The 14,036-nt window shown below is 74.2% G+C and carries 10 protein-coding genes; 7 read left to right on the top strand and 3 right to left on the bottom strand.

Going from position 1 to position 14,036, the window contains the following annotated elements; translation table 11 throughout:
* Window positions 1–11 precede the first annotated feature (11 nt).
* Both ABZ272_RS11085 and ABZ272_RS11080 read right to left on the bottom strand, forming a co-directional pair.
* Window positions 12–1,025, bottom strand: a complete 1,014-nt coding sequence (locus tag ABZ272_RS11085) for a HAMP domain-containing sensor histidine kinase (RefSeq protein ID WP_355049749.1) — start codon at window positions 1,023–1,025, stop codon at window positions 12–14.
* Window positions 1,018–1,710, bottom strand: coding sequence for a response regulator transcription factor (locus tag ABZ272_RS11080; RefSeq protein WP_355049748.1), 693 nt, complete (start codon window positions 1,708–1,710; stop codon window positions 1,018–1,020). The genes ABZ272_RS11085 and ABZ272_RS11080 overlap by 8 nt, the downstream gene beginning before the upstream one ends.
* A gap of 203 nt (window positions 1,711–1,913) precedes the next feature.
* On the opposite strand from ABZ272_RS11080, the gene ABZ272_RS11075 reads away from it, so the two are divergent.
* Both ABZ272_RS11075 and ABZ272_RS11070 read left to right on the top strand, forming a co-directional pair.
* Complete coding sequence (locus ABZ272_RS11075; RefSeq protein ID WP_355049747.1) at window positions 1,914–4,691, top strand: Hsp70 family protein; 2,778 nt, start codon at window positions 1,914–1,916, stop codon at window positions 4,689–4,691.
* 68 nt (window positions 4,692–4,759) lie between these two features.
* Entirely contained in the window at window positions 4,760–5,332 is a 573-nt protein-coding gene (locus tag ABZ272_RS11070; protein ID WP_355049746.1) for a nucleosidase, read from the top strand.
* Between the two features lie 12 nt (window positions 5,333–5,344).
* Here ABZ272_RS11070 and ABZ272_RS11065 read toward each other — a convergent pair whose 3' ends face one another.
* On the bottom strand, window positions 5,345–6,532 hold the full coding sequence (locus ABZ272_RS11065) for a low temperature requirement protein A (RefSeq protein WP_355049745.1): 1,188 nt from the start codon (window positions 6,530–6,532) through the stop codon (window positions 5,345–5,347).
* Window positions 6,533–6,702: 170 nt separating this feature from the next.
* On the opposite strand from ABZ272_RS11065, the gene ABZ272_RS11060 reads away from it, so the two are divergent.
* The 5 genes from ABZ272_RS11060 (at window position 6,703) to ABZ272_RS11040 (ending at window position 14,019) form a co-directional block, all read left to right on the top strand.
* Window positions 6,703–7,554: a S1 family peptidase gene (locus ABZ272_RS11060; protein WP_355049744.1), complete on the top strand. Its 852-nt coding sequence runs from the start codon at window positions 6,703–6,705 to the stop codon at window positions 7,552–7,554.
* Window positions 7,555–7,648: 94 nt separating this feature from the next.
* Window positions 7,649–8,665, top strand: coding sequence for a sugar kinase (locus ABZ272_RS11055; protein WP_355049743.1), 1,017 nt, complete (start codon window positions 7,649–7,651; stop codon window positions 8,663–8,665).
* Window positions 8,666–8,668: 3 nt separating this feature from the next.
* Window positions 8,669–9,412: an IclR family transcriptional regulator gene (locus ABZ272_RS11050; protein WP_355049742.1), complete on the top strand. Its 744-nt coding sequence runs from the start codon at window positions 8,669–8,671 to the stop codon at window positions 9,410–9,412.
* Window positions 9,409–10,014, top strand: coding sequence for a bifunctional 4-hydroxy-2-oxoglutarate aldolase/2-dehydro-3-deoxy-phosphogluconate aldolase (locus ABZ272_RS11045; protein WP_355049741.1), 606 nt, complete (start codon window positions 9,409–9,411; stop codon window positions 10,012–10,014). Before ABZ272_RS11050 ends, ABZ272_RS11045 begins: the two co-directional genes overlap by 4 nt.
* 288 nt (window positions 10,015–10,302) lie before the next feature.
* A complete protein-coding gene (locus tag ABZ272_RS11040; protein ID WP_355049740.1) occupies window positions 10,303–14,019 on the top strand; it encodes a S8 family serine peptidase in 3,717 nt (1,238 codons plus the stop codon).
* Window positions 14,020–14,036: the final 17 nt, after the last annotated feature.

Here is a 14,036-nt window from a genome sequence, read left to right as displayed (position 1 = left end):
GTGGGCGGGCGTCAGGCCGCCGGCAGGCGCACCACGAACCGGCACCCACCGCTGACGTTCTGCACGTCCACCCGACCGCCGTGCGCCTCGACCAGTCCGCGTACGATCGCCAGCCCCAGCCCGCCCGAACCCTCGCCGCCGGGGCGGGGCGTACGGGCCGGCTCGCCCCGGAACGCGACGTCGAACAGTCGGGGCAGGTCATCCTCGGGGATGCCGCCGCAGGTGTCGGCGATCGCCAGCCAGGCGGCGTCGCGTTCGGATCCGGCGTCCACCCGCACCGTGCCGTCGCTCGGCGTGTAGTGCACCGCGTTGAGCAGCAGGTTGCCCACCACCCGGGCCAGCTCGGGTTCGCTGGCCAGCACGGTGGGCCAGCCCGACTCGGCGGCCTCCAGCCGGATGCGCCGGGCCTTGGCCAGGGGCGCGGTGCCGGCGAGGGCGTCGGAGACGACCTCACCCAGCGGTACCGCCGACAGGGTCAGGCGCAGCGCGCCGGCGTTGATCCGGGACAGCTCGAACAGGTCGTCGACGAGTCGGGTCATCCGATCGGTCTGCACGCGGATCCGGCGGTGGTACTCGGCGACCGTCGCCGGGTCGTCGACCACCCGGTCCTCCAGCGCCTCGGCCATCGCCCGCAGGCCGGCCAGCGGCGTCCGCAGGTCGTGCGACACCCAGGCGACCAGGTCCCGACGGCCCTTCTCGACCCGCCGTTCCCGCTCCCGGGCCTGGGCCGCCCAGACCGCCGCCACGGCCAGTCGTCGCCCGAAGTACCAGCCCACGCCGAGGCTCACCACCGCCGCCGCGGCGACCGTGAGCAGGACGACCTGGAGGTCGTGCGGGGACAGGAACATCGCCTGGGCGACCACCACCACCCCGGCCACCACGGCGACCACGGTGACGGTGAGCAGGACGCACACGTGCACAGTGATCGACCGGTGCCGCAGCAGCCGCAGGGTCAGCGCGCCGAGCAGGCCCACACCGAGCGCGGCCGCGAGCGCCGCCCCGAAGATCAGCGCCAGGTCACGCATCGGCCGGCTCGTACCGGTAGCCGACGCCCCAGACCGTGACGATGCGTCGTGGCTCGGCCGGGTCGTCCTCGATCTTCTCCCGCAACCGGCGGACGTGCACGGTGACGGTGGACTGGTCGCCGAAGTTCCACCCCCACACGCGTTCCAGCAGCTCGGTGCGCTTGAACGCCCGGGTCGGGTGCCGCATCAGGTGCGCCAGCAGGTCGAACTCGCGCAACGTCAGGGCCAGCTCGCGGCCGTGCAGGCGGGCGATCCGTGGCCCGGTGGCCACCTCCAGCCCCGCGTCGGACAGCAGTTCGGCCGCCGGCGCGGCCGGCTCACCGGCACGGCGCAGCACCGAACCGACCCGCAGCACCAGCTCCCGCGGCGAGAAGGGCTTACTCAGGTAGTCGTCGGCGCCGAGTTGCAGCCCGAGCACCCGGTCGGCCTCGTCGCCGCGCGCCGTGAGCATGATGATGGGTACGCCGTCCGGCCGCTCCCGCAGTCGCCGGCACACCTGCAACCCGTCCAGTCCGGGGAGCATCAGGTCCAGCACGACCAGGTGCGGCGGCCGGTCCTGGACGGCCTCCAGGGCGGCCAGCCCGTCGGCGACGTGGCTCACCTCGTACCCGGCGTGTTCCAGGTAGCGGCAGACCACGTCGCTGACCGTCCGGTCGTCGTCGACCACGAGCACCCGCTGCGCCACCGGTCACCTCCCCGCGACCAGCCTAGCCAGGCCCGATGCGGCCGGCGATTGCGCAGATCTTGTGGTCTCCTTACGTCCCGTACCCCAATCGCCTGGACGCACCGACTGGCCGGTCCGCCTGGTGACGGCGAGGCCTGTGGGGCGCAGGGGGCTGCGTACGATGCGGGGCTGAGTTCCCTCGTCGCGGCGGAGGTATCGGGCAGATGGCAGGCCAGCACGAGGGTTTCGCCCTCGGCGTCGACCTCGGCACGTCCAACACGGTAGCCGTGCTGCGCTGGCCGGACGGTCGGACCCGTCCGGTGCTGATGGACGGTCAGCCGGTCAGCCCGTCGGCCGTGTACGCCGACCCGGACGGCACGCTGCACGTCGGCTGGGACGCCCGGCGGCTGGCGCAGGCCGATCCGGCCCGGTTCGAGGCGAACCCGAAGCGTCGGGTGGACGAGCCGACCGTGCTGCTCGGTGACCGGTCGTACCCGCCGGCGGAACTGCTCGCCGCGGTGCTGGCGGCGGTCGCCCGGGCCGCGGTGGGTGCGGTCGGCTTCCTGCCTCCGGCCGTGCTCACCTGCCCGGCGGCCTGGGACGAGTCACGGCGGCAGGTGCTCGCCGACGCGCTGTTGCGGGCCGGATGGCCGCAGGCGGCCGAGCACACGCTCGCCGGACCGACGCCACCGGGCACGCGTCTGCTGCGTGAGCCGGTGGCCGCCGCCCGCTACTACACCCAGGTCCTGCACCGGCCGGTGCCGGTCGGTGGCGCGATCGCGGTGTTCGACTTCGGTGGCGGGACGCTCGACGTCGCGGTGTTGCGCAACGAGGGGGCCGACCCGTGGGGTGACTCCGGTTTCCGGGTGGTCGCTGACGGCGGTCTGCCCGACCTGGGCGGCCTCGACCTGGACGCGGCGCTGGTGCAGCGGGTCGGCGAGCTGCTGGGCGAGCGGCACGCCCGGCGGTGGGCGCGCCTGGTCCGCCCGTCAGACCCGGCGCAGCGCCGCGACCAGGTCCGACTGTGGGACGAGGTACGCGGCGCGAAGGAGACGCTGTCCCGATCGACTGTGGCGCCGGTCGCGGTGCCCGGGGTGGCCGAGGCGGTGCGGTTGACGCGTGACGACGTCGAGCGGGTGGCGGCGCCGCTGTTGCGTCGTGCCGTGGAGCGGGCCCGGGAGGTGATCGCCGCGGCCGGCCTGCGCCCCGACCAGCTCGCCGGGCTGTTCCTGGTGGGCGGCTCCTCGCGGATTCCGCTCGTGGCACGAATGCTGCACGCCGAGCTGGGGGTGGCGCCGACGGTGCTGGACCAGCCCGAGCTGCCGGTGGCCGAGGGCGCGCTGACGGACCTGCCGCTGCGCCGAGCCCTGCCGGCGTACGCGGGACCGCAGGCCGGGGTGCAGGCCTCGCCGGCTGGCCCGTCCGCGCCGGCCGGTCCGTCGCCCGTTCCGGCCCCGGCCGGTCCGTCGCCCGTTCCGGCCCCGGCCGGTCCGTCGCCCGTTCCGGCCCCGGTCGGTCCGCCGGCAGTGCCGGCTGCGGCGGAGAACGCGCCGACCGTGCCGTCGCAACCCGGGCCGACGTCGGCCAGGCCGAGCCGGGCGGGCGTCACCCCGACGCCCACCCCGCCCATCCCGAGCGGCGGTACGACCTGGCGGCGGGCCCGGTGGGTGGTGCTCGGGGCGGTACTCGCCCTGGCCGGGGTGGCCACCGCGGCGACGCTCTACCTGCTGCGGGACCGCTATCCGGACCTGGAGTTCGGGCCGTTGCGCGAGCTGTCGAGGCCGTCGGCCGGCGCCGCGCGGCCCACTGGCATGTGGACCGCGGTGCTCGGCGACCGGGCCTATCTCGGGTACCCGCTGCCGGACGACCGGCTGGAAGTCGTCGCCGTGGACACCGGCACCGGCGACGAGCTGTGGCGCAGGCAGACCGGCGTCACCGCCGACGACTGGACCGGCCTCGTCGCCGTACCCGGGGCGGTTGTTGTTCTGGCGGACGCGCCGGGCGACAGCACTCCGCGTGAACTGGCCGTCCTGGACGCCCGTTCTGGCGCCCAGCGCTGGCACCGGGCGGTCCGCGGCGACGACGACGTCTACTTCTCCGACGACACCGCCGTGCTGGTGGACCGGGCCGCCGGACGGCTGGTCGGCCTGAAGCTGGGCGACGGCACCGGCAAGTGGAGCAGGCCCAACCCGCGTGACCAGTACGGCGGGGTGCGTACCGTCGTCCGGCCGGTCGGCACCGACGCGGCGGCTGGCGGGCCGGCCTTCCTCGGCGGCGCTGCCCGCGACCCGTGGACGGGCAAGGGGCGACGACTCGTGCAGATCGGGGCGGACCGCTCGGCGCGATTGCTCGACATGTCCTCCGGCTCGGTGCTGCGCGAGTGGGGCAACGTGGCCGACCTCGACGACCTGGTGGTGGCGCACGAGGACCGCCTCTTCGTGGCCCCCACCGACGGCGGGTACCAGGTGCTGGCGTACGACCTGGGTTCCGACGCGGCGCCGGTGGTCGTCTACCGGGCCGAGAACGCGGAGTACCGGCCGAAGGCGCTGGTGGCCTGCGGCGAGCGGCGGGCCTGTCTGGTGCAGGTACGCAACAGCGACGCCGAGCACACCGAGGTGGTGGCGGCGACCGAGGGGAAGGCGGCGATCTCCTGGTCGGCGCCGGGCGCGACCGACCTGGTGCCGGTCGGCGAGCAGGTGCTCACCCAACGGGAGTACCCGAAGGCGACGGTCACCCTCTTCGACACGGCCGGCAAGGCGGTACTGACCGACCGCCCCGGCGTGGCGGCCCGACTGGACGCCGGCAACCTGCTCGTCTTCGCCGAGCCGACCAGCACGGTGGCGGACAGCCGGAGCGTGGCCGGCGTGTGGGCCGAGTCGGGCGACGTCGACGAGTTGGGCCAACTCGTCGACGTGCGCAGCGCGTCCTGCTCGTGGAACACGCGGGTGATCGCGTGCGGCGCGGACAAGGACTTCGTGCTGTACCGGTTCGCCGACGACTGACCGCCGGCCGGACAGATGCCGGTGGAGTGCGCGACGGATCCGTGGAGGGCGGCCCGTACGATGCTCCGGTGAATCTTCGGGGTGTCGTGCGCGCCGATCGTCCGCTGGTGGTGCTCGCCGTGGGGGAGGAGGCCCGCTACCTGCCGGACGAGCTGCCGGTGCTGCTCACCGGCATGGGCAAGGTCAACGCCGCCAGCGCGGTCGCGGCGGTGCTGGCCGCCGGGCCGCGTCCCCGCCTGCTGCTCAACCTGGGTACGGCCGGCGCGCTGCGCCCCGGCTGGACGGGTATCCACGAGGTCGCCACCGTGCTCCAGCACGACCTGGACACCGCTCTGTTGCGTACCCTCACCGGTCAGACCTACGGCGCGCCGCTCGCGTTGGCCGCCGAGGGCGCGGTGCTGGCCACCGGTGACACCTTCGTGGCGGACGACGACGCGCGGGACCGGCTGGCGCAGCGCGCCGACCTGGTGGACATGGAGGGGTACGCGGTGGCCTGGGCCGCCGCGCAGGCTGGCGTGCCGTGTCGGCTGGTCAAGCAGGTCAGTGACGAGGCGGGGGAGGGCGCGGCCCGGACGTGGCGGGAGTCGGTCGACGACTGTGCCCGCGACCTCGCCGAGTGGGTCGGTCGACACCTCACCTGACCGGTCGAGGGGTCAGCCGCTGAGCCCTCGCGGGCGGAGCCCCCGCGTGGTCTCCCGGCCACCGGCCCTGGGGGCCAGGACGTGCCCGGCGAGCGCGAGGGCCACGATCGCGGTGACCACCACGGGTGGCCAGCCACCGGCCCAGGGCAGGACCAGAAGGGGCAGCAGTTGTGACGCCACTCGTCGCCACGGCACGGGTGCGGACAGCAGGTAGGCGAAGAGTGCCCGGCCGAGCACGAACACCAGCGGCCCGCCGATGATCAGCATCAGCCACCGCGCCGGGGTCGTTCCGGTCGGGTGGTCGACGACCAGGTCGAAGGAGGCCGCCGTGACGGCGACGCCGGCCAGCAGCACCAGATGGGTGTACGGGGCGATCCGGGTGGACCGGCCGGGCACCGACGCCTCCGCCGTCTCGAGCAACTCGCCGGCCCGGAAGACGTACACCTGCCAGAGCAGCAGCATGATGGCGAACGCGCAGAGCAGCGCGATGATCCGGTAGCGGTCGAACTCGCTGCGGCTGAGTTCCAGGGTGGGCACCAGGATGATGTCGCCGAGGGCCAGGATGGTGAACTGCTGGTACCGCTCGCCGAGGTGCGCGGTGGTCCGGTCGTACTGGTCGAGAGGCACCCGGCCGAGCCACGGCGTCGGGTAACGCGCCGCAGCGGAGAGCAGGTCGATGGCGATCGCGGTGGTCCAGATCCACCATCGATCGCCGTCGAAGAGCGTCCCGAGGATCCACAGGACGCCGGACACCAGGAACCAGAACAGGAACCGGGTGGCGCGGGCCATCGCCGCGCGGTGCTGCTGTCGGTACAACGTGCTGACCAGGATGATGCCGCGCGTCACGTGGGTGCCGACGTAGGCGAGTGCGAAGGCCAGCGACTGCCCTGTGGTGATCATCGGCAGCGACGCCGCCATCCCGACCGACCCGACCATGGCGATCATCAGGATGGCCTGGATCGGGCGCTGCTGCGGATCGTAGAACTCGGTCGTGGTGGTGGTGACCGACCACGTCCACCAGATCGCGATCAACATCAGCGCGACCGACGCGCTCTCGGCCCAGGACCGCTGGTCGGCGAGCAGAGTCGAGGTCTGCGCGAGCGCGGCCACGAAGACCACGTCGAAGAGCAGTTCGAGCAGCGTCGCCCGGGTCGACCCGTCCGGCCGGCGTACCAGCGCCGCGGTGCCTCCGGTGGTCATGCCCGGCCTCCCGCCGTGTCTTGGAGGATTATCGGCGGCGGGGGCGCGACGCGTCCGCGGATCGGCGATTCCCGCTGGCCGGGGAAGAGGGCGACCGGAGGTTGCCACGGCGCCGGGTCGGGGCGACGCTTGTCGACATCCATCGATCTCGATCTCCGTCGGAGGTTCGGATGCGCCGTTCCCCGCTCGTCGCCCTCGTCCTGACCGCCCTGCTCCTCGCCGCGCCGGGCGCGGCCCAGGCCGCCCTTCCCGACCGTGCCGCGTCCGACGTGGCCGGCGTCCTGTCCGGGGTACGCACGCCGGGCACCGCCTGGGGGCTCGACCCGGCCACCGGCCGGATGACCGTCACCGTCGACGACACCGTGACGCCCGCCGACCTGGCCAGGCTGCGGAAGGCGGCGGACCGCACCGGTGCGCTGCTGCGCCGGGAGCCCGGCACGCTGCGCACCCTGATCGCCGCCGGTCAGGGCATCTACGGCGGTGGTAGTCGCTGCTCGCTGGGCGCGAACGTACGCAGCGGCAGCACCTACTACGTGGTCACCGCCGGCCACTGCACCGGGACCGTCAGCACCTGGTACGCCGACAGCGCGCAGACCACCGTCCTGGGCACCCGTACCGCCACCAGCTATCCGGGCAACGACTACGGGCTGATCCGCTACACGGGCCGGATCGCGCATCCGAGCGCCGTCTACACCTACCCCGGGCTGCTGACCATCAACGGACCCGGCACCGCGTACGTGGGTCAGGCGGTGTGCCGCAGCGGCGTCACCACCGGCGTGCGCTGCGGCACGGTCACCGGGCTCAACCAGACCGTCAACTACGCCACCGGCGTGGTCTACGGCCTGATCCGCACCAACATCTGCGCCGAGGCGGGGGACAGCGGCGGGCCGCTGTACGTGGCGTCCACCGGCACGATCATCGGCATCCTCTCCGGTGGCAGCGGCAACTGCACGTCCGGCGGCACGACCTACTACCAGCCCATCGCGGAGGTGCTGGCGGCGTACGGACTGACCCTGCCCTGATCGCTGTTGCGCTCAGCGCAACGGGTTGCTCACGTGGCACAACGCGCCTAGGCTCGGCGGGACCCCGGACCCCTCCCCGAGGACGTGCGCCGCCATGCCGAGCGAGCCCCGAGAAGACCGCACGGCCACCTCGGCCGGCCCGCCGCCGGCCGAGGTGGTCACCGTGGGCGAGACCATGGTGATGCTGTGCCCGCCCGCCGGTGAGCCGCTGGAGCACGCCGAACGCGTCACCGTCTCGGTCGGCGGCGCGGAGTCCAACGTGGCCGGTTACCTGGCCCGACTCGGCCACCGGGCGACCTGGGTGGGCCGGGTCGGCGACGATCCCTTCGGCCGGCTCGTCGTACGGCACGTCGCCGACACCGGCGTCGACGTCGACCTGGTGGTGGTGGACCCGGCCGCGCCCACCGGCCTCTACGCCAAGGACCCCGGCCCCACGGCCACCGCCGTGCACTACTACCGGGCCGGCTCGGCCGCGTCCCGAATGGACGGCGACACGCTGGCCGACCCACGGCTGGCCGGCGCACGGGTGCTGCACCTGTCCGGGATCACCCCGGCGCTCTCCGCCTCCTGCCGGGCGCTGGTCGAGCGCGCGGTGACCGACCGGCCACTACCGGGCGCGCTGGTCAGCTTCGACGTCAACCACCGGGCCCGGCTCTGGCCCGCCGAACGGGCCGCGCCCGTGCTGCGCGACCTCGCCGACCGCAGCGACCTGGTCTTCGTCGGGCAGGACGAGGCGTACGCCCTCTGGGGCACGAGCGATCCGGCCGCCGTACGCCGGCTGCTGCCCCGCCCCCAGGCGGTGGTCGTCAAGGACGGCGCGGTCTGTGCCACCGTCCTGTTCCGCGACGCCGAGCCGGTCGTCGTCCCCGCCCCCCGCGTATCGGTGGTGGAACCGGTGGGCGCGGGTGACGCCTTCGCCGCCGGCTACCTGGCCGGACTGCTGCGCGACCTCGACCCGACGCGACGGCTGCGCCTCGGTCACCTCGTCGCCGCGCAGGCGCTGGGCAGCACCGGTGACGACGCTCCGCTGCCGCCGTGGTCGTGGTTCGAGCGGCTGCTCGACGGTCCCTGGTCGCCACCCGACCTGACCGCCGCCCGAGCGGAGGGCTGAGCGGTGTCCGAGGGCGTCGACCGGGCGATGCGCGTGCTCGAACTCCTGGCCCGCGAGCCGGCGCAGCTCGGCGGCGTGGCCACCCACCTGGGCGTGCACAAGTCCACCGCGCTGCGGCTGCTGCAGACGCTCGAGGCGGGTGGCTTCGCGCGCCGCGCCAACGGCGGCTGGACGGTGGGTCTGCGGCTGATCGACCTCGCCCAGCAGGCACTGGACTCGCTGGACGTCCGCGCGGTGGCCCGCCCCCACCTGGCGGCGCTGGGCCGCGACTGCGGGCACACCATCCACCTCGCGCAGGTGGTCGACGACGACCTCGTCTACGTCGACAAGATCGAGGCCCGGGGCCAGGTCCGCATGTACTCCCGGATCGGCCGCACCGCGCCGCTGCACGCCAGCGGGGTGGGCAAGGTGGTGCTGGCGTACGGTCCGGCGTCCCGGGTGTCCCAGCTGGCCGACGGCGGCACGCTGCCGGCGTACACCCCGGTCACCATCTGCGACCCGGCGGCGCTGCGCACGGAGCTGGCGGCCGTCGCCGCGCGGGGCTGGGCCACCGACGACGGCGAGTTCGAGCCGCTGATCAACTGTGTGGCCGCGCCGGTCCGACAGGCCGACGGCGCGGTCACGGCCGCGGTGTCGGTGACCGCGCCGACGGTCGTGGCCACCCTCGCCGACCTGCGCGCCCTACTACCCCGACTGCTGGCCACCACCCAGCAGATCTCCCGCGACCTCGGATGGAGTGGACCATGACCACAGCGGACTTCGCGCACCTCTTCGGCGGCGCCCGGGTGATGGCGATCCTGCGCGGCCTGCCGGTCGCCGAGACGGTCCGGCTCGCCGAACGCGCCTGGGACCTCGGCATCGAGGTGGTGGAGGTGCCGGTCGCCACCGCCGACGCGGTGCCCGCCCTGCGCGCCGCCGTCGAGGCGGGCGCGGCACGGGGCCGGATCGTCGGCGCCGGCACGGTGCTCGACGACGAGACGGTCGCGGCGGCCGCCGCCGCGGGCGCCGCGTTCACCGTCGCGCCCGGTCTGGACCTCGCGGTGGCCGACGCCGCCGCCGCGCGCGGTCTGCCGCACCTGCCCGGCGTCGCCACTCCCACGGAGGCGCAGGCGGCGCTGCGGCACGGCCTCACCTGGCTCAAGGCGTTCCCCGCGATCTCCCTCGGGCCGGCCTGGTTCAAGGCCATCGCTGGCCCCTTCCCGCAGCTCCGCTTCGTCGCGACAGGCGGCTTGGACGCCACGAACGCCGCCGCGTTCCTGGACGCCGGCGTCCGCGTGGTAGCCGTCGGCTCAGCCCTGACCGACCCCACCCAACTAGACCACCTAGCCAAACTGACAACCCCAAACTGACCCCCCGCCCCCCGCCCGCCCCGCCCCCCGGTCTGCGCCGCCGCCCGCCCCGCGCCGTCGATCATGGACTTGTGGTGGGGCGCGAAAGCCGCCTTTCACTCGACATCGGGCACCACAACTCCTTGATCGACGGGAGCGAGGGCGAGGGCGGCGGGTGGGGGAGGGATGGCGGCGCGGGGTGGCGGGTTTGTGCCATGGCATGAACGCGCCGGGGGTCGGCGGGGTGGGACAGCGGGGCGTTGCCTTGATGCTGTGCTGCGTACCGCTCCTCGACACAAAGAGGTCATCGTGGCTCTGTCTCCCAGGCGTCGCCGATCCGGGCTGATCGCCCTCGGTACCGCCCTCGCTCTGACCGCCGGGTTCACCCCACCCGGTACGGGGGCGTCCGCCGCCCCGCCCGGCAATCCCACCCGCCCGACCGGCCAGCCGCCCGCGGCCCCGGGTCGGGCGTCCACCGTCACCCTGATCACCGGGGACCTCGTCACGGTCACCACGGCGGCCGACGGCAGCACCGTCACGGCCGTTCGCCGGCCCGACGGCAGCACGCCGACCTTCCACCGCACCGTGCTCGACGGCGACACCTACGTCTACCCGGACGCCGCGCTGCCGTACGTCACGAGCGGCCTGGTCGACAAGAGGCTGTTCAACGTCACCGACCTGATCGCCGACGGGTACGACGACGTGCACACGAACGCGCTGCCGCTGATCGTCACCCTGACCGACGCCGCGGCCCGCGCCCGTACCCGCCCCACTGTGGACGGCTCCGAGCTGGTGCGGCCCCTGGACAGCGTGCGGGGCGCGGCACTGAACCGCCCGCGCGAGAGCGCCGAGAAGTTCTGGGGTGCGCTGACCGCCGGCACGGCCCGCCGGACCGGCGACACGCCGACGCTCGCGAGCGGTATCGCCAAGGTCTGGCTGGACGGCCGGGTCCGGGCAGACCTCGCCGAGTCGACCGCGCAGATCGGCGCGCCGAAGGTGTGGGACGAGGGCAACACCGCCGCTGGTGTGGACGTCGCCGTCCTCGACACGGGTGCGGACGCCGAGCACCCGGACCTCGCCGGCCAGATCGCCGCGTCCAGCAGCTTCGTGCCGGACGAGCCCGACATCCTCGACTACCAGGGGCACGGCACGCACACCGCCTCGACGATCGCCGGCACCGGCGCCGCGTCCGGGGGCGTCGAGCGGGGTGTCGCCCCCGGCGCGCGGCTGCACGTCGGCAAGGTGCTCAACAGCGAGGGCGGCGGGCAGGACTCGTGGATCATCGCCGGCATGGAGTGGGCGGCCCGGGAGCAGAAGGCCCGGATCATCAGCATGAGCCTGGGTGGTGAGTCCACCGACGGCAGCGACCCGCTGAGCCAGGCCGTCGACCGGCTCAGCGCCGAGACCGGCGCGCTCTTCGTGGTCGCCGCCGGCAACAGCGGCCCGGCGACCATCGGCAGCCCCGGCGCGGCGAACTCCGCGCTCACCGTGGGCGCCGTCGACTCGACCGACCACCTCGCCGACTTCTCCAGCCAGGGCCCGCGCGCGGGCGACGGTGGCCTCAAGCCCGAGATCACCGCACCCGGCGTGGACATCCTGGCCGCGCGTTCGCACCTGGTGCGCGGCGGCTCCGGGGACTACACGCTGATGAGCGGCACCTCGATGGCGACTCCGCACGTGGCCGGCACGGCCGCGCTGGTCGCCGCCGCGCACCCCGACTGGACCGGGCAGCGCATCAAGGAGGCGCTGGTCAGCACCGTCAAGGCCACCCCGGACTACACCCCGTACCAGGCCGGTGCCGGGCGGGTGGACGCGGTCGCCGCCGTGCACGCCACCGTCTTCGCCACCCCGAGCGCCTACTCCGGCTTCCAGGGCTGGCCGCAGCAGCCGGGTACGACGGTCGACCGGACGGTCACCTACACCAACGTCGGCAGCGCGCCGGTCACCCTGAAGCTCGCCCTCGACGCGCCGAGCGCCCCGGCCGGTCTCTTCGCGCTCTCCGCCGACACGGTGACCGTGCCCGCGAACGGCACGGCCACCGTCACCCTGACCGCCGCGTACGACAAGCTTGCGGTCGAGAAGCAGGTCAGCGGCATGATCGTCGCCACCGACGCCGCCGGTACGGTCCGCGGTCGCACCCTGATCGGGGCGAGCCGGGAGGGTCAGCGGCAGAACCTGACACTGGTCGCGAAGGACCGGGACGGCAAGCCGCTCGCCGGCAAGGTCCTGCTCACCACCGACGGCCTGTTCACCGCCGTCGACCTGCCCGAGAGCGGCACCGCGACGCTGCGGCTGCCGGTGGCGAGCTGGTCCGGTTGGATCACCGCCGACGTGCGCGGTGTGCACGGGCCGCGCTCCAAGGGCATGGCGATGCTCAGCTTCGTCGACGTCGACCTGAGCGCCGACCGCACCGTCGTCCTCGACGCGCGCAAGGCCCGGCAGGTGCGGGCGGAGGTGCCGCAGGAGGCCACCGCCACCTCGCTGCGGATGGACATCCACCGCTCCACCGGCAACAGTCTCACGGAGAGTCAGGTGCTGCCCGACGACTCGTACGACAGCATGTGGGCGTTGCCGACGGGCCGTGCGGTCACCGACGGCGAGTTCGAGTTCGGCGCGCGGTGGCGCCTGGAGCAGCCGGCGCTGACCGTGGCGGCCGGCGGCCGGTCGTACGACGATCTGCGGGTGAAGCGCTCGACCCCGGCGTTGCCGGAGGGGCGTCGCCAGCTCGACGCGGTCTACGTCGCCGACGCGTCCGCGAAGGAGCTGGCGAAGCGGCCGGTCCGGGACCGGGCGGTGGTGGTCCGGCGTAGCGACACCGTGGACGTCGCCACCCAGGCGCAGGCCGCCGCGGCGGCCGGGGCGAGGCTGCTGCTGGTGGTCAACGACGGCGTCGGCCGGCTCCAGCCGTGGGACGAGGCGATGTGGGGCCCGGAGAGCCCGGCCCCCCCGCTGACCGTGGCGAGCCTCAGCGCCGACGAGGGTGACCAGCTCGTCGCGGCGCTGGAGCGTGGCCCGGTGCGGCTGACCGTCGAGTCGCACCCGGAGACGAGCTACCTGTACGACGTGGCGCACCACTGGACCGGCGCGGTGCCGGTCGACCCGACCTACCGGTTCACGAAGCGGCAACTGGCCCGGGTGGATGTGGAGTTCCGCAACTACCGGCAGGGCCGGGCGCTGGAGTTCCGCACCGACATCTGGAAGGGCTTCGCGTCCGGCAACCAGGAGATCGCACCGGCACAGGGCCGGCGCACCGACTGGGTGAGCGCCGACCAGCGCTGGCTCGACGACGCGTTCATCCCCGGGGAGACCGGGCAGCACCCGATGGCGGTGGCGACCTACGCGGCGAACAAGCCGAGCACGGTCACCTGGTTCGGGCCCATCCAGCGCCCCCGCATGGGTGGGAGCTACGTTCCCGTGCGCTACCTGGACACCCTCTACCTGCCCGCGCCCGGGTGGGGCGACGGCGGTGGGCACGTCGGTGAGGCGTACGCCAACTTCGACATGGTCAACCGGACCACCCTCTACCAGGGGGACAAGGAGCTGAACTGGGGTAACGCCGAGTACCTCCAGGTGGGCGGCCTGTCCGCGCAGCGGCTGCCGTACCGCCTGGTGGTGGAGAACGACCGGGCGGCCTGGACCAACCCGTACTCCCGGCAGACCCGCACCGAGTGGGGCTTCAGCTCGGCGGCCACCGGCGCGGAGTCGGCCGAGGTGGTGCCGATGATCCAGCTCGACTACGAGGTGGCCATCGACCGCGACGGTACGGCGTCCCGGCGGGCGCCGCTCACCGTGGTCGCCTCCCACCTGGCCGGCGTCTCGGCCACGGTGGGTCCGGTCACCGTCGAGGTGTCCTACGACGACGGCAGGACGTGGCAGAAGCCACGGCTCACCCGGCACGGTGACGGCTGGCGTACGGCGCTGGACGCGCCGGCGAAGGCCAGTTTCGTGAGCCTGCGGACGACGGCGCGCGACTCGGCCGGCAACACCGTGAGCCAGAGCATCACGAGGGCGTTCGGCCTGCGCTAGGAACGACCGGCCGTCGG

Source organism: Micromonospora sp. NPDC005979 (assembly GCF_040614415.1).
Classification (GTDB): domain Bacteria; phylum Actinomycetota; class Actinomycetes; order Mycobacteriales; family Micromonosporaceae; genus Micromonospora.
Note: the sequence above shows the minus strand (reverse complement) of the source record. Positions and strands in the feature narration are given on the sequence as shown.